This is a genomic window from Thermomonas fusca (genome assembly GCF_005862345.1).
In the GTDB taxonomy this organism is placed as follows: domain Bacteria; phylum Pseudomonadota; class Gammaproteobacteria; order Xanthomonadales; family Xanthomonadaceae; genus Thermomonas; species Thermomonas fusca.
On the sequence record NZ_SROY01000002.1, the window covers coordinates 519,187 to 537,551 of the forward strand.

Genomic DNA, 18,365 nt, shown 5'->3' on the forward strand with positions numbered 1-18,365 from the left:
GGAGGCGCGGGCTGCGGGGCCGCACGGGTTGCGGGGCAGAGCACTGCGCGACATGCCGTGAATCCGTCCATGGAGGCTTCTCGGCGGCATCCCTGCCGCCGAGAGTCGCGCAGCGCTCCACCCCGCAGCCCGTGCTCCGTGGGTATGCTGGAAAGCTCAGGCGGCCAGTGCCAATGACTCGCCGATCCGGGAGTGCGCCTCGGTCATGGCCGCGCTGCGGGATTCAGGGGAAATGGCAAGCCCTTCCGCGGTGACGAAGTTGACATCTTCGATGCCGAAGAAACCGAACACCTGGCGCAGGTAGGGCTCGATGAAATTGCGCCCTTCCTCCAGCGGATACAGCCCGCCGTAGGTGCCGGCCACGATGACTTTCTTGCCGCCGGCAAGCCCGACCGGGCCGGTTTCGGTATAGCGGAAGGTCTGCCCGGCAACCGCCACCCGGTCGATCCACGCCTTGAGCTGGCTGGGGATGCCGAAGTTGTACATCGGCACGCCGATGACCACCACGTCGGCGGCAAGGAACTCGTCCAGCGCGCGCTGGGCGCGGGCGGCCTGCACGGCGTCCGCCTTGGCGAGGCCGGCGCCGTCGAGGTGGGGCAGGGCGTGGCCGCCGGCCAGGTCGCGGTGGATCACCTCGATGCCGGCCACGTCGCGCTGCCAGCGGGCCACGATGGCGGCGGACAGCTCGCGGCTGGCGGAGTTTTCAGCGAGGATGCTGGAATCAAGATGCAGCAGTTTCATGGTGTGCGATCCCTGTGGGTGCGGCGAGCCGCGATGGGATCAATGTAGATTGTTGCTTTTTTGGGATAAAGTCAGTCAAATGCTACTTTACGTTCCATATTTGGAATTACCCCGATGCAGGATCTCAACGATCTCTACTACTTCGCCGCGGTGGTCGACCACGGCGGATTCGCCGCTGCCGAACGCGCGCTGGGCATCCCCAAGTCGCGCCTGAGCCGGCGCATCAGCGCGCTGGAGGCCGAACTCGGCGTGCGCCTGCTGCAACGTTCCACCCGTCGTTTCGCGGTCACCGATGTCGGCACCAGCGTGCATCGCCACGCGCAGTCGATGCTGGCCGAAGCGCAGGCCGCGCGCGAGGCGGTGGACCGGCTCAGCGCCGAGCCGCGCGGCAGCGTGCGGGTCAGCGTGCCGGTGTCGATGGCGCAGCAGCAGATGCCCAAGCTGCTGCCGGAGTTCATGGCCCTGCATCCGAAGGTGCGGGTGCTGCTGACCGTCAGCAACCGCCGCATCGACGTCATCAACGAAGGCGTGGACGTGGCCATCCGCGTGCGCAGCAAGCTGGACGAGGACGGCAGCCTGGTCATGCGCAGCTTCGGCCAGATCCAGGAGCTGCTGGTCGCCAGCCCGAAATACCTGGACCGCGCCGGTCGCCCGCGCACGCCGGAGGAACTGGCCGACCACGTTACCCTGAGCGTGAGCGAGGACGAGGCGCGGCAGCGCTGGGAGCTGCACGGCCCCAATGGCGAGGTGCGTCGCATCGAGCTGCAGCCGCGCGTCACCGGCTTCGATTTCCCGATGATGCAGGCGATGGCGGAAGGTGGCGTGGGCATCACGCTGCTGCCGGAAACCATCTGCGCAGAGGCGGTGCGCAGCGGCGCGCTGGAAGTGGTGCTGCCGGACTGGCGACTGCCGCAAGGCATCGCGCACGCGGTGTTCGCCTCGCGTCGCGGCATGCTGCCGGCGGTGCGGGTGTTCATCGATTTCCTCGCCCAGAAATTGCCGAAGATGCTGGAGGAAGCACGGCTGGAATGCAGCGACCCGGAATGCCTGAAGGCGAAGGCGAAAGCGCGTGCGGGCGGGAAGGCCAAGGCGGTGTAGGGGTGGCGGAAGCGGTGAGATTCGAACTCACGGATGGTTTGACCCATCGGCGGTTTTCAAGACCGCTGCCTTAAACCACTCGGCCACGCTTCCGTTGCTTCGCCGATTGTCTCACGGCGGTTTTACTCGGCACATCCGGTGCCTCGCCCTGCGGGCCAGCGGCTGCTCCGCTGTTCGCTTCGGCATCCTGCCTGCGCGAGCAAGACCGCTGCCTTGAACCATTCGGCCACGCTTCCGTTGCGGGGCGATTGTCGCATGGCGCCCCGCGCGCTGGAATCGGGGCGCGGCCGCTGCGCATGCGGGGTGGTCTTCAGTGGATCGCTCAGCGCGCGTAATGGCGCAGCAGGTCCAGCAGTACCCGCGCCTGGTCCGTGCGCCGGGCCTCGTCGGGTTCGGCGGCCACGTGTTCGGCCAGGTGGCCGGACAGGATCTCCATCATCAGCGCATGCATCGCGCCCTTGGCCGCGGCCGCCTGCACCAGCACGTCGGTGCAGTCCGCGTCGGCCTCCAGTGCTTTCTCCAGCGCAGCGACCTGGCCGCCGATACGGCGCACGCGGGCCAGCAGTTTTTTCCGTTCGTGGATGACGTGCGCCATGGCGGTTGACGATATACCCTATGGGGGTATTTCTCCAGCCTGCGAGCCGCCATGAATCTCGATGCCCTTGCCGCCGCCAGGCGCCACAGCCATGCCTTCGACCAGGGCAACCCGCTGGCCGAACGCAATACCCGCCGGGCGATGTGGTTGACCCTGGCGATGATGGTGGTGGAAATCACCGGCGGCTGGTGGTTCAACTCGATGGCGGTGCTGGCCGATGGCTGGCACATGAGTTCGCACGCGATCGCGCTGGGGCTGTCGGCGTTCGCCTACGCCTGCGCACGCCGCTACGCCCGCGACAGGCGGTTTGCGTTCGGCACCTGGAAGATCGAAATCCTGGGCGGCTATACCAGCGCCATCCTGCTGCTGGGCGTCGCGGTACTGATGGTGGTGCAGTCGGTGGAGCGCCTGCTGAACCCGGGCGCGATCCAGTACCGGCAGGCGATCGCGATCGCGCTGGTGGGGCTGCTGGTGAACCTGATCTGCGCATGGTGGCTGCGCGACCATCATGCGCAACACCATCACGACCACGGCCACGACCATCATCACCATGACGGTGACGACGACCCCGCCCATGACCACGCGCATGACCTGAACCTGCGCTCGGCCTACCTGCACGTCATGGCCGATGCGGTGACCTCGGTGCTGGCGATCATCGCGCTGCTGGGCGGGATGTATTTCGGCGCGGCGTGGCTGGATCCGGTGATGGGACTGGTGGGTGCGGCGCTGGTATCGGCCTGGGCCTGGGGCCTGGTGCGGTCCAGCGGGCGCATCCTGCTGGACGCGCAGATGGACCTGCCGGTGGTGGAGGAAGTGCGCGAAGCCATCGAGGCTGGTCCGCTTTCGGCAAGAATCAGCGACCTGCATGTCTGGCAGGTGGCGCGCGGCAAGTTCGCCTGCGTGGTGGAGGTGGTGGCCGTTCCGGGGGTAGCTGCCGAGGATGTCCGCCGCGCGCTGTCGGTGCATGACGAGCTGGCCCATGTCACCGTGGAAATGGTGCCCGCGACGGCGGCCTGATCGACTGCGGTCGCTAGAATCCCGCATCCCCTGCGATGCCGGCCATCCATGCCCTACACCCCCATCGTCGCCACCCTCGGCTACGTGCTCTCGCCTGACGGCGGCAGCGTGCTGATGATTCATCGCAACGCGCGTCCGGGAGATCATCACCTGGGCAAGTACAACGGCCTGGGCGGAAAGATAGAACCGGACGAGGACGTGCTGGCCGGCATGCGCCGCGAGATCCGCGAAGAGGCCGGGATCGAATGCACGGCGCTGCGCCTGCGCGGCACGATCAGCTGGCCGGGCTTCGGCAAGCACGGCGAGGACTGGTTGGGTTTCGTGTTCGTGGTGGATGCGTTCGAAGGCACGCCGCTGGAGTGCAATCCGGAAGGCACGCTTGAATGGGTGGCGCGCGAGCGCATCCCGGAACTGCCGCTGTGGGAGGGCGACCGCCACTTCCTGCCGCTGGTGTTCGACGACGATCCGCGCGCCTTCCACGGGGTGATGCCGTACCGCGACGGGCGCATGCTGTCGTGGGCCTATTCACGCGTTTGAGGCCACGCCGGGTGGGGCTCGCGCAGGCGGTCGCGCTGGCGCAGAATCGGCGCTTTCCGCCAAGGACATCGCCATGACCATCAAAGCCTGGGGCGCCCACGCCGCCGACAAGCCCATCGTCGCGCTCGACATCGAGCGTCGCGCGCCGGGGCCGCGCGACGTGCAGATCGAAATCGCCTACTGCGGCATTTGCCATTCCGACCTGCATACCGTGCGCGCCGAATGGGCGGGCACGCTGTATCCCTGCGTGCCGGGGCACGAGATCGTCGGCCATGTCAGCGCGGTCGGCGTCGAAGTCTCGGGCTTCAAGGTGGGCGATACCGTCGGCGTGGGCTGCATGGTCGGCAGCTGCCGGCATTGCGCCGCCTGCGGCGAGGGGCTGGAGCAGTACTGCGAGCAGGGCATGGTCGGCACCTACAACGGCCCCACCGCGGACGCGCCGGGCCATACGCTGGGCGGTTATTCGCAGCGCATCGTGGTGGACCAGGATTTCGTGCTGCGCGTGCACCACCCGAAGGAACAGCTGGCGGCAGTGGCGCCGCTGCTGTGCGCCGGCATCACCACCTATTCCCCGCTGCGGCACTGGAACGTCGGGCCCGGCAAGAAGGTCGGCATCGTCGGCATCGGCGGGCTGGGCCACATGGGCATCAAGATCGCGCACGCGATGGGCGCGCGGGTGGTGGCGTTCACCACCAGCGAATCCAAGCGCGCCGAAGCACACGGGCTCGGTGCCGACGAAGTGGTGATCTCGCGCGATGCCGCGCAGATGAAGGCGCAGCGCAACAGCTTCGATTTCATCCTGGATACCGTGGCGGCCAGCCACGATCTCGATGCGTTCTCCTCGCTGCTCAAGCGTGACGGCACCCTGTGCCTGGTGGGCGTGCCGGAGCATGCGCACCCCTCGCCCAACATCGGCAACCTGATCTTCAAGCGCCGGGCGATCGCCGGCTCGCTGATCGGCGGGATCAAAGAGACCCAGGAGATGCTGGACTTCTGCGCCGAGCACGGCATCGTCGCCGACATCGAGATGGTGCGCGCGCAGGACATCGACGCGGCCTACGAGCGGATGCTCAGGAGCGACGTCAAGTACCGCTTCGTGATCGACGCCGCGACGATGTGAGTCGCGGCGGTTGTCCACAACCGCTGTGGATGGAAGTCGTATAACGGTGTGGATAACCGCCTGATCCTGAGATTTGGCGCGGCTGTCAACAGGTGTGGCGAAAAATTGTCCAGCCGGTTTTCCGGGCGCACGCAGTGGTTGTCCACAGCGGCTGTGGATGGAAATCGTATAACGGTGTGGATAACCGCAGCAGCGGCAGGCGTGATGCGGCTGTCAATAGGCGTGGTGAAAAATTCGCCAGATGTGCCGCGCGTGCGGCGGGCGCTCAGGTTTCGATGTGGCGTGCGGGATCCGTCAGTTCCAGCTCGCGCAGCACCACGCTGGCCTGGGTGCGGTTGCGCACGCCGAGGCGCTCGAAGATGGCGGTCAGGTGCGCCTTCACCGTGCGTTCCTGCACGTCCAGGCGGTCGGCGATCTGCTTGTTGAGCAGGCCTTCGGCGACCAGCGCCAGCACCCGGAACTGCTGCGGCGACAAGCTGGCCAGGCGCGCGGCGAGATCCGCGTCCTGCGGCGCGCTCTGCGCCCGCGACACGCTGGCGCGCAGCGCCGGTGGCAACCAGGTCTCGCAGGCCAGCACGCTGCGGATGGCGTCACGCAGCTCGTCGAGGCCGGCGCTCTTGGGCAGGTAGCCGGCCGCGCCGTGGTCCAGCGCGCGCCGCACCACCCGCGGGTCGTCGTTCGCCGACACCACGATCACCGCCACGCCCGGGAACTGCGCGCGGATCGCCGCCAGCCCGGCCAGGCCGTGGTTGCCCGGCATGTGCAGGTCCAGCAGCACCAGGTCGACCTGCGGCTGCGCGTCCAGCAACGCCAGCACCTGCTCCAGCGCGCCGGCCTCGAACAGTTGCACGTCGCCCAGCGCGTCGCGCGCGGCCTGCCGCAGCGCGGCGCGGAACAGCGGGTGGTCGTCGGCGATCAGCAGGGAAGGCATGGGTGCTCTACTCGTCATTCCCGCTTTCGTGGGCATGACGTTGGAAGGGTCATTGCGCCGTCCAGCCCCCGTCCACCGGCATCGCCGTGCCGGTGATGTTGTGGGCTTCGCGCCGGCACAGGAACACCGCCAAGGCGGCGATCTCGGCGGGCAGGGTCATGCGCAGGCTGGGCTGCTTTTCCGCCAGCAGCGCGCGCACGCCGTCGTCGCGGCTGCCACCCTGCATGCGCGCCTCGATCTGCGGCTCGATCAGCGGGGTTTCCACCCAGCCCGGGCAGATGCAGTTGACGGTGACGCCACCGGAGTCGCGGTCGCCCTGCGCGGCGTATTCCAGCGCCGCGACCTTGCTCAGGCCCACGATGCCGAACTTGCTGGCCACGTACGGGGCCTTGTCCTTCGAGGCCACCAGCCCGTGCACCGAGGCGATGTTCACCACGCGACCGTAGCCGCGGCCGGCCATCGCCGGCATCGCCAGGCGCATGGTGTGGAAGGCCGAGGACAGGTTGATGGCGATGATGTCGTTCCATTTCGCAACCGGCATCTCGTGCAGGGGCACCGCGTGCTGGATGCCGGCGTTGTTGACCAGGATGTCGATGCCGCCGTTCGACCAGCCGGCAAGCTGGCCCATCATCGCCTCGATCGCGGCGGGGTCGCGCAGGTCGGCGCCGAAGTGCACCGTGCCGCCGCTGCCCGCGGCATCCACCTCGACGATCGCGGAGGCGATCTGTTCGGGCGAGCCCAGGCCGTTGATCGCCACCCTCGCGCCGGCGGCTGCAAACCCCTTGGCGATGGCCAAACCGATTCCGGACGTGCTGCCGGTCACCAGCGCGGTGCGGCCATGCAGGAATGTGTCGCTCATGGTGCGGCTCTGCAACGATGGGAGGCACATACGCTAGCAGGAACGCGGTGGCGCCTGCTGGTACGAAAGTACGATGCGACGCGCCGCGGCAGCAGTTATGGTCGCGGCATGAACACACTCCGCCATTGTGCCCTCGCCGCGATCGTCGCCCTTGTGACCGGCTGCGCTGGCCTGCCCGCCGCGAAGGAAACCGCCGCCATGTTCAGCCAGCCGCGCGCCACCGAACATCGCGGGCAGGATGACCTGCTCACCGGCGGGCTGGGGCTTGCCGGCCTGCAGTCGATGCTGCCGCCGGGCTTCGCCGACGCTGCGCATCCAACCCCGGCCGAGCTGCGCAAACGCGCGCTGTGGGGCAATTGGCGCGGGATCGCGGATCTTTCGCCGGGCGGCGGCTACGGCAGCGTTTACGGCAGCGTCGCCGCCGTGCCGGGCCGCGAATTCAGCGCGTTCGCCAGACTCGCGGGCGCAGCGCAGCCGCATCGCGTGCTGGTGCAGCTGCCGGACGCCTTCGATGCCGGCAAGCGCTGCGTGGTGGTGGCCGCATCGTCGGGTTCGCGCGGCATCTACGGCGCGATCGCGGTCGCCGGTGCCTGGGGGCTGCCGCGCGGTTGTGCGGTGGCCTATACCGACAAGGGCGCGGGCACCGACTACTTCGATCTCGATGCCGGGCAGGGCGTTGCCGCCGACGGCACGCTGGCATCTGCGGATGCGGCGTTGGCATTTGTTCCGCAACCGGCCAGCGGCAGCGGCGTGGCGTTCAAGCACGCGCATTCGCAGGACAACCCGGAGGCCGACTGGGGCCGCCACGTCAAGCAGGCGGCGCAGTTCGCGCTGGCCACGCTGGATGCGCAGCTGCCGCAGCAGGCGCCGTTCACTTTCGAAAACACCCGCGTCATCGCGGTGGGCATCTCCAACGGCGGCGGCGCGGTGCTGCGCGCGGCGGAAGACGGCGCGCCGTGGCTGGACGCGGTCGTGGCCGGCGAACCCAACGTGCTGGCCGAAGGCGCCGGCGCGCGCAGCCTGTACGACTACACGACCGAAGCCGCGCTGCTGATGCCCTGCGCGCTGCCGCAGCTGGGCATCCCGGCGATCCCGGGACTGGACGCGAAATGCGCGGCGCTGGCGGCGCGCGGTGTGCTGTCCGGCGCGACCGCGGACGCGTTGCAGAAGGACGCACTGGCGAAGCTGCATGCCGCCGGTTGGAGCGATGCCGCACTGCGCGCCGGCGCGATCAGCGTGGGCTTCGACCTGTGGCGCGCGGTGGCAGTGGGCTACGCCTCTGCCTACGGCCGCTACCCGCATGACGCCCATCCCTGTGGGTATCGCTACGCGGCACTGGGTGCGGACCTGCAGCCGCGCGCGGTAACCGATGCGGAGCGCGCGGCTTGGTTGGCCGACGGCAGCGGCATTCCGCCCGGCGCCGGCGTGGGCATCATCGATCCGCAGTCGCCCGCTGATCTTGGCCTGAGCGGCCTGCAGTGCCTGCGTGCGCTGTGGACAGGCGACGGCGCGGACGCGCAGCGGGTGCGCAAGGGCATCGCGGCAACACGCGCCAGCGCGCCGCGCGATGGCCTGCCGGTGGTGGTGGTCCACGGCACCGACGACGGGCTGGTGCCGCAGGCGTTCTCCAGTGCGCCGTACGTGGCGATGGCCAGGGCTGCCGGCCGCGACGTGCGTTACTGGCAGGTGCGCAACGCCCAGCACTTCGACGGCTTCCTGGTGCTGCCGCACATGGCCGCGGCCTACCTGCCGCTACTGCCCTACGTGTATGAAGCGCTGGACCGTGTCGATGCGCATCTGGACGGCAAGGGCGCGTTGCCTGCCGATGCGGTGGTGGCCACCGTGCCGCGGATGGGCAAGCCGCTGGCGGCGGAACATCTGGCGATGCCACGCTGACGGCATCGCCACTCCACGCAGGCTATTCGCGCCGTGGGTTAGGCTCTGCGCACAGGCAAACAGGAGCCGCCGATGAAGCAGCGCCATTTCTCGATGTTGCGGGACTTCCACCTCGCCGACTGGTTCACCCTGGCCAATGCCTTCTGCGGCACCGGCGCGATCTTCGCGGCGATGCGTTTCCTGCAGGACGGCGTGGTGCGCGATCTGCTGATCGGCATGGCGCTGATTCCGCTGGCGTTCGTGTTCGACGCCCTGGACGGGCGCATCGCCCGCTGGCGCAAGGTGTCTTCCACGTTGGGGCGCGAATTGGATTCGCTGGCCGACGTGATCAGCTTCGGCGTCGCGCCGGCGGCGCTGGGCTATGCCTGCGGCCTGCAGGGCGGCTGGGACTGGCTGATCCTGAGCGGCTTCGTCGGCTGCGGCGTGAGCCGGCTGGCGCGCTACAACGTCACCGCGGAAACGCTGGCCGACGGCGGCGACAAGGTGAAGTATTTCGAGGGCACGCCGATCCCGACCAGCGTGGTCATCGTCGGCCTGCTGGCGTGGGCGGCCTGGCGCGGCGCCATCGGCCCAGACATCTGGCTGGGCATGATCCAGCTGGGCCCGTGGCAGCTGCACCCGCTGGCGCTGGTGTTCGCACTGTCCGGCGCGCTGATGATCAGCAAGACCCTGCGCATCCCCAAGCCTTGAAGCCCCTGCAATGGCGGTGTCATCGCGGCGTTGCTAGCATCGGTGCATGGACGGAGGGGACATGGCGGACACAACCAACGATTTCGCGGCGCTGACACGCCAATACCTGGATCTGTGGGGGCAGGCGCTGCGTGGCTCCGCGCCACAGCCCATCGCCGCTGTGGGCGTGCCGGGGCTGAACGACATGCTGGAAGCGTGGACGCGCCAGAGCGATGGGCAGCCCGGCTTCGGCGCCGCGCTTGGGCATTTCAGCCGGCAGAGCAGTGACTGGTATGCGCAGATGCAGCAGGTGGCGGCGCGTTTCAGCGGCCGCGACCACAGCGCCGGCGACGTTGCCGCCGCCTGGCGCGAGGCGTTCGCCGGCAGCAACCCGTTCGCCGGCCTGATGGAGGGCATGCGCGGGCCGGGACTGGAGAGCATCGCCCAGTGGGGCGAGGCGGGGATGCCGTCGCTGCATGGCCTGCGTGCGGAAACCGCGGCCGCCATGCGGATGCCGGCGTTCGGCTTCAGTCGCGAACACCAGGAGCGACTGCAGGCGCTGGCACTGGCGCAGCTGCGCTGGCAGGAGGCGCAGCAGGATTACGGGATGCTGATGGCCAAGGCGTCGCGCGATGCGTTCTCGCGCTTCGAATCCAAGCTGGCCAACCACGAGGAACCGGGCCAGCAGATCAACAGCGTGCGTGCGCTGTTCGACCTGTGGGTGGAGGCCGCGGAAGAAAGCTGGGCCGAGCTGGCGCTGTCGCAGGAATATCGCCACGCCTTCGGTGCGCTGGTGAACGCACAGATGCGCCAGCGCGCCGCGGCGCAGGCCATCGGCGAACAGGTCGCCAGCACCTATGGCTGGCCGGAGCGCGGCGAGCTGGACAGCGCCCACCGCAAGATCGCCGAACTGGAGCGGCAGCTGCGGCGCATGCAGCGCGCACCTGCGCCGGCGGCTGCCGGCGACGTGGAGCTGCGCCAGCCGCCACCGAAGCGGACGCCCGCGGCCAAGCAACCGCCCGCAGCCAAGGTTGCTCCCGCCAAGGCGCCGGCGAAGAAAGCGCCGGCGGCGGCTGCGGCAAAAAAAGTGGCGAAGAAAATTGCGAGAAAGGTCGTGAAGCCGGCTGCGAAGGGCAGCGCGGCCGGAGCGAACGTGCGCGCGGGCAAGCCCGCCGCCAGGAGGCGTTGAGATGATCGGGCCGCTGAACATCACCCTGGATTCGCTGGCCGAGGAAACCGGCCGGCTGCAGCGCAAACTCTCTGCCAGCGTCGAAACCCTGCGCGAGATGGGTGACGTGGATTTCGGCGTCACCCCGCGCGAGGAGGTCTGGCGCGACGGCAAGGTGGTGCTGTACCGCTTCAAAGGGGAGCATGCGCCCACCGCGCGGGTGCCGATCCTGATCGCCTACGCGCTGGTCAACCGTCCGTACATGGTCGACCTGCAGGCCGACCGCTCGCTGGTCAAGGGCCTGCTGGCGCGCGGCGAGGACGTCTACATCATCGACTGGGGCTACCCGGACCGCTCCGACCGCTTCCTTGCGATGGAGGACTACATCGAGCGCTTCATCGGCGGCGCGGTGGAGTATCTGTGCGATGCCCACGGCCTGCCGTCGATCAATCTGCTGGGCATCTGCCAGGGCGGCGCGTTCTCGCTGTGCTACGCCTCGCTGCACCCGGACAAGGTCAAAAACCTGATCACGATGGTGACGCCGGTGGACTTCCACACCAGCGACAACATGCTGTCGAACTGGAACCGCGAGATCGACGTGGACCTGCTGGTGGACACGCTCGGCAACGTGCCGGCCGACATGATGAATTTCACCTACCTGATGCTGAAGCCTTGGCGGCTGTTCGCGCAGAAGTACGTGGGCATGGTCGACATCCTCGACGACAGGCAGGCGATGGAAGACTTCCTGCGCATGGAAAAGTGGATCTTCGATTCGCCTGACCAGGCCGGCGAGGCGTTCCGCGAGTTCAGCAAGCAGTTCTTCCAGGAGAACCGCTTCGTCACCGGCGGTGCGAAGGTGGGCGGGCGCGAGGTGCACCTGGGCATGCTGGAAATGCCAATCCTCAACATCTACGCCGAACAGGACCATCTGGTGCCGCCGGACGCCTCGCGTGCGCTGCGCGGGCTATGCGGCAGCGACGACTACACCGAGCTGTCGTTCAAGGGCGGTCATATCGGCATCTACGTGTCCGGCCGCGCGCAGAAGGAAGTGCCGCAGACCATCCACGACTGGCTGGCGAAGCGGTCGCGCTGAAGATGCGCGTGCTGCCGCGCTGGCTGCTGCGTGCGGCGCAGTGCCTGGGCATCCTGTGGGCGTCGCCGGTCAGCATGATCGGCCTGGTGGCCGGTCTCGCCGCGCTGGCGGGCGGGGCGCGGCTGCAGCTGAGCCGGCGCGACCTGGCCTGCATCTTTCACCGGGTGCCGTGGGGGCCTGGCGGCGCGCTGACGCTGGGCAACGTGATCCTCGACACCGGCGACGACCTGGGTCGTTCCTGCAATACCTATGCGCACGACGCCGGCCACCGCCACGAGCCGCGCATCCTGCTGTGCGACCACGAGCACGCGCACGTGTTGCAGTACATGGCGCTGGGCGTGCTGTTTTTGCCGCTGTACCTGCTGCACGGCGGGGTGGCGGCGCGCAATCCGTTCGAGCGCGCCGCGGACCGCTACGCGCGCACCGGCCGCGGCTGGTGGCCGTGGCAGCGGGACTGAATGCGGAACCCCGACCAACGGCTCGTCTGAATGGCCGTCGCTTAGCTTTTTCCTAACCCCACCGGCAGTAACCTCCCTGCACCGGAGAAAAACTTCGCCGCGCGCAAAGCGCTACGGAGAATCGCTCCGGACCCGACCCGGTCCCCTCCAGGCGCAATGCCCGCGAGACCGGGTTTTTTGTGCGCGCCTGCCCCGCATTCGGGGCTTTTCGCGGGGCGGCGGTCGCAGCGCCGAGTGTGGGCGGCGTCGCGAAAAAAATCCCGGCCGTGGCCGGGATTCCAGGGGCGCCCAGTGGGGGCAAGATCAGAACAGTTCGACGCTGCCGGCGTCCATCGACTGCTGCAGGACGGCCTTGTGCGGGGGGCGTTCCCATTCGCCGCGCATCTGCGCGATGCGGTTGCCGATATTGGCCAGCGCCTTGCGCATTTCCGGGTCCTGGAAGCCGTGGCTGCCGCGCAGCAGGTCATGCAGGGTGGTGGCTTCGGTATTGATCTGCTCCAGCCGCTGCAGATGCACGGCGGCGGCGCCAAGCGCCTGGGTGGCGATGTCCTCGAACTGCAGCGAGCGCACCGCTTCCGCCACCGAAGCGTCGATCGCGCGGCCGCAGTCGGCGATGTCGCGCATGCCGTTGCCGAGGCTGCGGTGGATGCCTTCGACGCGGTCCATCATCGAGGCCGATTCGTTGCGCGCCACGCGGGCGCGATCGAGGTCGCGCGAGGCCGTCTGCGACACCGTTTCGCGGACCTTGGCGATGGATTCCTTGGCGTTGTGGGCCAGCTTGCGGATCTGCTCGTTGAACGCGGTGCTGCGCTCTGACAGGTTGCGCACTTCGTCGGCCACCACCGCGAAGCCTCGCCCGGCCTCGCCGGCGCGGGCCGCTTCGATGGCGGCGTTCAGCGCCAGCAGGTTGGTCTGGTCGGCGATCGACTTGACGTCTTCCAGCAGCGCGAAGATCCCATCGAGGTGGCCGGCCATCGCGTCGATATGGCTGACGGTGACGCCGCTCTGGCCGCTGGCTGCTTCCAGCGCTTCCACCAGCTGCTCCATCTGCTGGGTGGCCTGCTGGGCGAAGCGGGAGATGTCGATCGAGCCGCTGTCGTCGCCGGTGCGCTCGACCAGCCGCGCCACCACCGTGCTCTGTTCGCGCGATTTGCGGTTGACCGCATCGAAGCTGCCGCCGAGCTTGGCCACCGATTCACGGATCAGGGAGCGGGTGCGCTCGATTTCCGCGTGGGAACCGCTGACCTCGTTGCCGACGAAGCCGCGCAGTTCGCCCAGCAGCTTGGCGTGGTCGCGCAGCACCTGCGCCTCGGCCTTGTTGGGCAGCGAACGCCAGGCCACGACGCACCAGGCGGCAGCGGCGGTGACCACGAGGGCCATGCGAACGGCCATTGGCCAGGCGAGGGCCTCGGCGATTAACAACAGCAGCATCAGCACCATCGGTGCGGCGATGCGAAGCAGGGCACGGGGTTCCATCGTCGATCTCGTCGGGGACTCGATGGAGATAACGGCCGAGGGGGCCGTCGGCTTTAGCCGAACCGGCGGTCGCGGTCAGGTTCCGCCGACATTGGTGCTGATCAGCAGCGCGCCGGCGATTTCCGCCAGTGGCAACACCTGCTGCGCGGCGCCGAGGGTATAGGCGGCGCCGGGCATGCCCCAGACCACGCTGCTGGCTTCGTCCTGCACCATGGTGGCGGCGCCGGCCTTGCGCAGCGCCAGCAGGCCGCGCGCGCCGTCGTCGCCCATGCCGGTGAGCAGCGCGGCACTGGCATTGGCGCCGGCGGCCTGCGCCACCGATTCGAACAGCGCATCGACGCTGGGGCGGTGGCGGCGGACCGGATCGTCCTCGCCCAGCCGGCAGCGCCAGCGCGCGCCGCTGCGCTGCACGCGCAGGTGCAGCCCGCCGGGAGCGACGTAGGCGTGGCCGGCCAGCAGCGGCATGTCGTCTTCGGCCTGCACCACGGTCATCTTGCTGTGCCGGTCCAGGCGCTCGGCGAAGGGTTTGCTGAACGCCGCCGGGATGTGTTGGGTGATGACGGTGGCCGGCGCGTCGGCCGGCATCTGCTCGAGGAGGACGCGGATCGCCTCGGTGCCGCCGGTGGAAGCGCCGATGGCGATCAGGCGGTCGGTGGTGCGGTATTTGATCGGCGTGGCCTGCGCGGCCGCGGCGGCGCTGGCCGGCTGCAGCCTTGCAACCCGCGCGCGCGCGGCGTTGCGCACGCGTTCGCACAGTTCGCCGGCGTAGTTGTTCAGGCCGCGCTCGACGTCCAGCCTGGGCTTGGTGACGAAATCCACCGCGCCCAGCGCCAGCGCGTCCAGGGTGACCTGCGCACCGGCCTCGGTGAGCGAGGACACCATCACTACCGGCATCGGCCGCAACCGCATCAGGTTCTGCAGGAAGGTCAGCCCGTCCATGCGCGGCATTTCGACGTCGAGGGTGAGCACGTCGGGTTCGAGCTGCTTGATCTTGTCGCGCGCGATCAGCGGGTCGGAGGCGGTGCCGACGACCTCGATGCCCGGGTCCTGCGACAGGATTTCGCTCAGCACCTGACGCACCAGCGCCGAGTCGTCGATGATCAGCACGCGCACCTTGCCGGGGCGCTGGGGGGTTTGCATGGCCATCAGAACAGCTCCACGGAACCGGCCACCGGCTTCTGCGCCAGCTGGCTGCGGTAAGCGCGTTCGACCCGCGCGATCTCGCCCGCCGCCGGCAGCCGCTTGACCAGGGTGCGGCCGGTGCGGACGAAGAAGCAAACCTTGCGCGGCTGCACCCCGAACAGGTCCTGGGCGATGATCGGGATGCGTTCCGCGCCGAGGTAGTTGAGCACGAAATTGCCGTTGCGGGTGCCGATCGGGTCCAGCGTCATTCCCGGCAGGACGTTGCCGCCCCCAAAGACCTTGGCCTGCAGGCGCGAGCGGATGGCGCCATGCTTGAGCAGCCCGTTGATCAGCAATTCCATCGCGTGGGCGCCGTAGCGGGCGCTGGCGTCGCCCGGCGCGGCGTCCGGGAGCATGAAGTGGTTCATTCCGCCCACTTTGGCGCTGGCGTCGTACAGGCAGGCGGCAACGCAGGAACCCAGCACCGTGGCCAGGGCGAGCGGGTCGGACGACACCCGCCACTCCGCCGGCAGGAGTTTGATCACGTCGGCGTCCAGCGCCGGGTCGTAGTACGTGCCCGCGGGCGCAGTCCGTACGCTTGCGGCGCTGGCCGGCAGGCCGGTCATCGTCCTTCCTGGGCTGCGCGGTAGATGGTCCGGCCGCAGGGCTGCACCACGTCGAGTGCGTGCGCGAAGCTTTCCGAATGCCCGGCATAGAACCGGCCGCCGGGCGCCAGCAGGGGCGCGATCTTGCGCAGCACCTCGTACTGGGTGGGCTTGTCGAAGTAGATCATCACGTTGCGGCAGAACACCGCCAGGAAGCGCTGCCGCAACCCGTAGTCGGGGGCCAGCAGGTTGTGCTGGCGGAATTCGACCAGCTGCCGCAGCTGCGGCTTGATCCGCACCATCCCTTCGTTGGGGCCGGTTCCGCGCAGGAAGAAGCGGCGCTTGCGCTCGGGCGAGAGCTCGGCGATGCGCTCGATGCCGTAGCTGCCGGCTGCGGCGCTGGCCAGCGCGTTGGTGTCGATGTCGGTGGCGAGGATGCGCACCGGCGGGGTGTCCGAGCCGAACGCCTCGCAGGCGGTGATCGCCAGCGACCACGGCTCTTCGCCGGTGGAGGCGGCGCAGCACCAGATGTCCGCCGGTTCGCCGCGCGGCAAGGCGCGCAGCTGGTCGCGCAGGGCATCGAAGTGGTGGGCTTCGCGGAAGAACGAGGTGAGGTTGGTGGTCAGCGCGTTGATGAACGCCTGTTCCTCGCTGTCCGGGTCGGCCTCCACCAGGTCCAGGTAGTCGGCGCAGCTGGACAGCCCGCGCGCGCGGATGCGCCGCGACAGCCGGCTGTAGACCATGTCGCGCTTGTGTTCGGCCAGGTGGATGCCGGCGCGCGTGTAGATCATCCGGCAGGCGCGGCGGAAGTCGCGGTCGTTGAATTCGAAGCCGGCGCCGGTGTTGTCGCGGTCAGCGGAACCCTCAGCCATGCGCCATCTCCACCTGCTGCGCCCGCAGCCGCACCTGCAGGGCGCCGGCGTCCAGCGCCGGGGCATACAGGTAGCCCTGGGCCTCTTCGCAGCCGTGGTCGTGCAGCCAGTCCGCCTGCGGCATGGCTTCCACGCCCTCCGCCACCACCCGCAGCCCGAGCGCGCGCGCCAGCATCAGGATCCAGCGCACGATCGCGGCGTCCTCGCCGTTTTCCAGCATGCCGCTGACGAAGCTGCGGTCGATCTTGACCCGGTCGATGCGGAAGCGACGCAGCATCGACAGCGAGGCATAGCCGGTGCCGAAGTCGTCGAAGGCCAGGTTCACCCCGCGCGAGCGCAGCACCGCCAGCGCCTCGGCGCCGGCGCTGTCCTGGGTCAGGGCGATGGTTTCGGTGATCTCCAGCTCCAGCCGCTCGGCCGGCAGTGCGGCGGCGGCCAGTGCCAGCTGCACCTCGGCCACCAGCGATTCGACCAGCTGGGCGGGGAACAGGTTGATGCTGACCGAGGTGTCCGGGTCGGGCCACTGGGCGGCATCCAGGCAGGCCCGGCGCAGCACCCAGGCGCCGACTTCCGCGCCCAGCGGGCTGCGCGCCAGCAGGTCGATGAATTCGCTGGCCGGCACCATGCCGCGCTGCGGATGCCGCCAGCGCAGCAGCGCTTCGGCGCCACAGATGCGGCCGGTGCCCAGCTCGACTTGCGGCTGGTAGTGGAGTTCGAATTCGCCGTTGGCGAACGCACGCCGCAGGTCGCGGTCGAGGTCGCGGCGCGCCAGCGCATCGGTGCGCATGGCCTCCTGGTAGCGGCAGACCTGGTGGCCGCCCGCGGACTTGGCGCGGTTGAGCGCCAGGTCGGCGCTGGCCAGCAGGTCGCCCTGTCCGCGAACGTCGCCGCGCAGGGCGATGCCGACGCTGACGTCGATGTTGATCTCGTGCCCGCGCACGCGCAGGGTCTGCTCCAGATGCTCGACCAGCGCCGGCACCACCGCCTCGTCGTCCGTGGCATCGGCATCGGCAGCCAGGCGCTCGTCGCTGCAGGCCACCGCGAACACGTCGCCGCCCACCCGTGCCAGGCAGACCTGGGCATCGGCCTTCGTCTGCAGGCGGTCGGCCACGGCCTGCAGCACGCGGTCGCCGACCACGTGGCCAAGCCCGTCGTTGATCCATTTGAAGCGGTCGATGGCGAACAGCGCCACGCCCCAGTCCGGGTGCGCGGCCAGTGCGTCCAGCAGGGCATTGCGGTTGGGCAGCCCGGTCAGCGGGTCGAAGTGCGCCAGCCGGTCGAGCTGGGCGCGCTGGTGGGCTGCCTCGGTGACGTCATGCAGGATCAGGGTGACGCCGCGGTCGGATCCGTAGCGCCAGATGGAGCGGGTGGCGTCGAGCAGGCGCAGGCTGCCGTCCGGCGCCACCATGCGCAGCAGCTGGCTGCCTTCGATGCGGCCAGCCAGCCACGCCTGGGCGATGTCCTGGTCGGATTGCAGGCGCAGCGGAAACAGCGAGAACACCGGCTGCCCAGCCAGCTGGTTGCCGAACAGCTGTTCGGCGGCACGGTTCTGCCAGCGCACCCGGCCGTGGCGGTCGCCCACCAGCACCGCTTCGCGCGCCTGCTCGCCGGCTTGGGAAACGATCAACGCGCGGCGCTCCAGATGCCGCTGTTCCAGCAGGGTGGCGGTGATCCGCGCCAGCCGCGTCAGCGCGTCCAGCTGCGCCTGCGTCGGCGGATCGCGCGGCTCGTGGTCGAACACCGCCAGGGTGCCGAGGCGCTGGCCCGCGCGCCCGCGCAGGGCGATGCCGGCATAGAAGCGCGCGCCGCAACGCGGGTCGGCCGGCATGTCGGGCAGCACCAGCAGCGGGGCGTGCTGCTCCCAGGTGCGCACGATCAGGTGGTCGCGCGACAGCTGGCCGTGGCCGTGGTCGCCGCCGTGGCTCGCCAGCATCAGCACGCGTTCGTCCTCGCTGGTGGCGACCACCGCGACCCGCGCCTGCAGCGTTGTCGCGGCCAGCGTGGCGAGGTCCGCCAGCCGCGCCGAGGCTTCGCCGGACGGCACGGCCGTGGTGGCGGAAGCAGCGTCGTGCAGATCGCGGGCGGGGGGCAGCTCGAATGTCATCTGC

18 protein-coding genes and 1 tRNA gene are annotated in these 18,365 nt (G+C 69.3%); 9 read left to right on the forward strand and 10 right to left on the reverse strand.

The features are described 5' to 3' along the window. Nucleotides 1–156 precede the first annotated feature (156 nt). Complete coding sequence (locus tag E5S66_RS06610) at nucleotides 157–741, reverse strand: FMN-dependent NADH-azoreductase (RefSeq protein WP_138348473.1); 585 nt, start codon at nucleotides 739–741, stop codon at nucleotides 157–159. 114 nt (nucleotides 742–855) lie between these two features. Between E5S66_RS06610 and E5S66_RS06615 the strand changes: the two genes are divergently transcribed. Next, a complete protein-coding gene (locus E5S66_RS06615; RefSeq protein ID WP_138348474.1) occupies nucleotides 856–1,839 on the forward strand; it encodes a LysR family transcriptional regulator in 984 nt (327 codons plus the stop codon). Between the two features lie 3 nt (nucleotides 1,840–1,842). On the opposite strand, the gene E5S66_RS06620 is transcribed toward E5S66_RS06615, so the two are convergent. Together E5S66_RS06620 and E5S66_RS06625 are read right to left on the reverse strand one after the other, a co-directional pair. Then, nucleotides 1,843–1,932, reverse strand: a tRNA-Ser gene (locus tag E5S66_RS06620). A gap of 229 nt (nucleotides 1,933–2,161) precedes the next feature. Further along, nucleotides 2,162–2,434 carry a metal-sensing transcriptional repressor gene (locus tag E5S66_RS06625; protein WP_138348475.1) on the reverse strand — a complete coding sequence of 91 codons (273 nt, stop codon included), beginning with the start codon at nucleotides 2,432–2,434 and terminating at the stop codon, nucleotides 2,162–2,164. Nucleotides 2,435–2,485: 51 nt separating this feature from the next. Here E5S66_RS06625 and dmeF point away from each other — a divergent pair, with 51 nt between their 5' ends. The 3 genes from dmeF (at nucleotide 2,486) to E5S66_RS06640 (ending at nucleotide 5,108) form a co-directional block, all read left to right on the forward strand. Further along, nucleotides 2,486–3,451: a CDF family Co(II)/Ni(II) efflux transporter DmeF gene (gene dmeF / locus E5S66_RS06630; RefSeq protein WP_138348476.1), complete on the forward strand. Its 966-nt coding sequence runs from the start codon at nucleotides 2,486–2,488 to the stop codon at nucleotides 3,449–3,451. A 48-nt stretch (nucleotides 3,452–3,499) separates the two neighbouring features. Continuing rightward, nucleotides 3,500–3,988: an NUDIX hydrolase gene (locus tag E5S66_RS06635; protein ID WP_138348477.1), complete on the forward strand. Its 489-nt coding sequence runs from the start codon at nucleotides 3,500–3,502 to the stop codon at nucleotides 3,986–3,988. Nucleotides 3,989–4,061: 73 nt separating this feature from the next. Beyond that, nucleotides 4,062–5,108: an NAD(P)-dependent alcohol dehydrogenase gene (locus E5S66_RS06640; RefSeq protein WP_138348478.1), complete on the forward strand. Its 1,047-nt coding sequence runs from the start codon at nucleotides 4,062–4,064 to the stop codon at nucleotides 5,106–5,108. A gap of 265 nt (nucleotides 5,109–5,373) precedes the next feature. Here the strand turns inward: E5S66_RS06640 and E5S66_RS06645 are convergent, their stop codons facing one another. Continuing rightward, nucleotides 5,374–6,039, reverse strand: a complete 666-nt coding sequence (locus E5S66_RS06645) for a response regulator transcription factor (protein WP_028840041.1) — start codon at nucleotides 6,037–6,039, stop codon at nucleotides 5,374–5,376. A 49-nt stretch (nucleotides 6,040–6,088) separates the two neighbouring features. Beyond that, nucleotides 6,089–6,898, reverse strand: coding sequence for a 3-hydroxybutyrate dehydrogenase (locus E5S66_RS06650; RefSeq protein ID WP_138348479.1), 810 nt, complete (start codon nucleotides 6,896–6,898; stop codon nucleotides 6,089–6,091). 108 nt (nucleotides 6,899–7,006) lie between these two features. Between E5S66_RS06650 and E5S66_RS06655 the strand changes: the two genes are divergently transcribed. The 5 genes from E5S66_RS06655 (at nucleotide 7,007) to E5S66_RS06675 (ending at nucleotide 12,182) form a co-directional block, all read left to right on the forward strand. Then, entirely contained in the window at nucleotides 7,007–8,794 is a 1,788-nt protein-coding gene (locus tag E5S66_RS06655; protein ID WP_171033491.1) for a 3-hydroxybutyrate oligomer hydrolase family protein, read from the forward strand. Between the two features lie 72 nt (nucleotides 8,795–8,866). Continuing rightward, nucleotides 8,867–9,484 (forward strand): CDP-alcohol phosphatidyltransferase family protein, encoded by a 618-nt coding sequence (locus E5S66_RS06660; protein ID WP_138348481.1) that lies wholly within the window; start codon nucleotides 8,867–8,869, stop codon nucleotides 9,482–9,484. Nucleotides 9,485–9,545: 61 nt separating this feature from the next. Further along, nucleotides 9,546–10,652 carry a poly(R)-hydroxyalkanoic acid synthase subunit PhaE gene (locus E5S66_RS06665; RefSeq protein WP_171033492.1) on the forward strand — a complete coding sequence of 369 codons (1,107 nt, stop codon included), beginning with the start codon at nucleotides 9,546–9,548 and terminating at the stop codon, nucleotides 10,650–10,652. A gap of 1 nt (nucleotide 10,653) precedes the next feature. Then, nucleotides 10,654–11,724 carry a class III poly(R)-hydroxyalkanoic acid synthase subunit PhaC gene (locus tag E5S66_RS06670; RefSeq protein ID WP_138348483.1) on the forward strand — a complete coding sequence of 357 codons (1,071 nt, stop codon included), beginning with the start codon at nucleotides 10,654–10,656 and terminating at the stop codon, nucleotides 11,722–11,724. A gap of 2 nt (nucleotides 11,725–11,726) precedes the next feature. Continuing rightward, on the forward strand, nucleotides 11,727–12,182 hold the full coding sequence (locus tag E5S66_RS06675; protein ID WP_138348484.1) for a hypothetical protein: 456 nt from the start codon (nucleotides 11,727–11,729) through the stop codon (nucleotides 12,180–12,182). A gap of 303 nt (nucleotides 12,183–12,485) precedes the next feature. Here the strand turns inward: E5S66_RS06675 and E5S66_RS06680 are convergent, their stop codons facing one another. The 5 genes from E5S66_RS06680 to E5S66_RS06700 form a co-directional block, all read right to left on the reverse strand. Continuing rightward, on the reverse strand, nucleotides 12,486–13,658 hold the full coding sequence (locus tag E5S66_RS06680) for a methyl-accepting chemotaxis protein (protein WP_028840047.1): 1,173 nt from the start codon (nucleotides 13,656–13,658) through the stop codon (nucleotides 12,486–12,488). Between the two features lie 75 nt (nucleotides 13,659–13,733). Continuing rightward, nucleotides 13,734–14,804: a protein-glutamate methylesterase/protein-glutamine glutaminase gene (locus E5S66_RS06685; RefSeq protein ID WP_138348485.1), complete on the reverse strand. Its 1,071-nt coding sequence runs from the start codon at nucleotides 14,802–14,804 to the stop codon at nucleotides 13,734–13,736. Then, entirely contained in the window at nucleotides 14,804–15,406 is a 603-nt protein-coding gene (gene cheD / locus E5S66_RS06690) for a chemoreceptor glutamine deamidase CheD (RefSeq protein WP_138348486.1), read from the reverse strand. The genes E5S66_RS06685 and cheD overlap by 1 nt, the downstream gene beginning before the upstream one ends. Further along, nucleotides 15,403–16,257, reverse strand: a complete 855-nt coding sequence (locus tag E5S66_RS06695; RefSeq protein WP_138348487.1) for a CheR family methyltransferase — start codon at nucleotides 16,255–16,257, stop codon at nucleotides 15,403–15,405. The genes cheD and E5S66_RS06695 overlap by 4 nt, the downstream gene beginning before the upstream one ends. After that, on the reverse strand, nucleotides 16,250–18,361 hold the full coding sequence (locus E5S66_RS06700) for a putative bifunctional diguanylate cyclase/phosphodiesterase (protein ID WP_138348488.1): 2,112 nt from the start codon (nucleotides 18,359–18,361) through the stop codon (nucleotides 16,250–16,252). The genes E5S66_RS06695 and E5S66_RS06700 overlap by 8 nt, the downstream gene beginning before the upstream one ends. Between the last annotated feature and the right edge of the window lie 4 nt (nucleotides 18,362–18,365).

What these genes read in the sequence shown, in the direction of transcription:
- E5S66_RS06610 (WP_138348473.1), bottom strand. Translation starts at nt 741, where the DNA reads ATGAAACTGCTGCATCTTGATTCCAGCATCCTCGCTGAAAACTCCGCC.
- E5S66_RS06615 (WP_138348474.1), top strand. Translation starts at nt 856, where the DNA reads ATGCAGGATCTCAACGATCTCTACTACTTCGCCGCGGTGGTCGACCAC.
- E5S66_RS06625 (WP_138348475.1), bottom strand. Translation starts at nt 2,434, where the DNA reads ATGGCGCACGTCATCCACGAACGGAAAAAACTGCTGGCCCGCGTGCGC.
- dmeF (WP_138348476.1), top strand. Translation starts at nt 2,486, where the DNA reads ATGAATCTCGATGCCCTTGCCGCCGCCAGGCGCCACAGCCATGCCTTC.
- E5S66_RS06635 (WP_138348477.1), top strand. Translation starts at nt 3,500, where the DNA reads ATGCCCTACACCCCCATCGTCGCCACCCTCGGCTACGTGCTCTCGCCT.
- E5S66_RS06640 (WP_138348478.1), top strand. Translation starts at nt 4,062, where the DNA reads ATGACCATCAAAGCCTGGGGCGCCCACGCCGCCGACAAGCCCATCGTC.
- E5S66_RS06645 (WP_028840041.1), bottom strand. Translation starts at nt 6,039, where the DNA reads ATGCCTTCCCTGCTGATCGCCGACGACCACCCGCTGTTCCGCGCCGCG.
- E5S66_RS06650 (WP_138348479.1), bottom strand. Translation starts at nt 6,898, where the DNA reads ATGAGCGACACATTCCTGCATGGCCGCACCGCGCTGGTGACCGGCAGC.
- E5S66_RS06655 (WP_171033491.1), top strand. Translation starts at nt 7,007, where the DNA reads ATGAACACACTCCGCCATTGTGCCCTCGCCGCGATCGTCGCCCTTGTG.
- E5S66_RS06660 (WP_138348481.1), top strand. Translation starts at nt 8,867, where the DNA reads ATGAAGCAGCGCCATTTCTCGATGTTGCGGGACTTCCACCTCGCCGAC.
- E5S66_RS06665 (WP_171033492.1), top strand. Translation starts at nt 9,546, where the DNA reads ATGGCGGACACAACCAACGATTTCGCGGCGCTGACACGCCAATACCTG.
- E5S66_RS06670 (WP_138348483.1), top strand. Translation starts at nt 10,654, where the DNA reads ATGATCGGGCCGCTGAACATCACCCTGGATTCGCTGGCCGAGGAAACC.
- E5S66_RS06675 (WP_138348484.1), top strand. Translation starts at nt 11,727, where the DNA reads ATGCGCGTGCTGCCGCGCTGGCTGCTGCGTGCGGCGCAGTGCCTGGGC.
- E5S66_RS06680 (WP_028840047.1), bottom strand. Translation starts at nt 13,658, where the DNA reads ATGGAACCCCGTGCCCTGCTTCGCATCGCCGCACCGATGGTGCTGATG.
- E5S66_RS06685 (WP_138348485.1), bottom strand. Translation starts at nt 14,804, where the DNA reads ATGGCCATGCAAACCCCCCAGCGCCCCGGCAAGGTGCGCGTGCTGATC.
- cheD (WP_138348486.1), bottom strand. Translation starts at nt 15,406, where the DNA reads ATGACCGGCCTGCCGGCCAGCGCCGCAAGCGTACGGACTGCGCCCGCG.
- E5S66_RS06695 (WP_138348487.1), bottom strand. Translation starts at nt 16,257, where the DNA reads ATGGCTGAGGGTTCCGCTGACCGCGACAACACCGGCGCCGGCTTCGAA.
- E5S66_RS06700 (WP_138348488.1), bottom strand. Translation starts at nt 18,361, where the DNA reads ATGACATTCGAGCTGCCCCCCGCCCGCGATCTGCACGACGCTGCTTCC.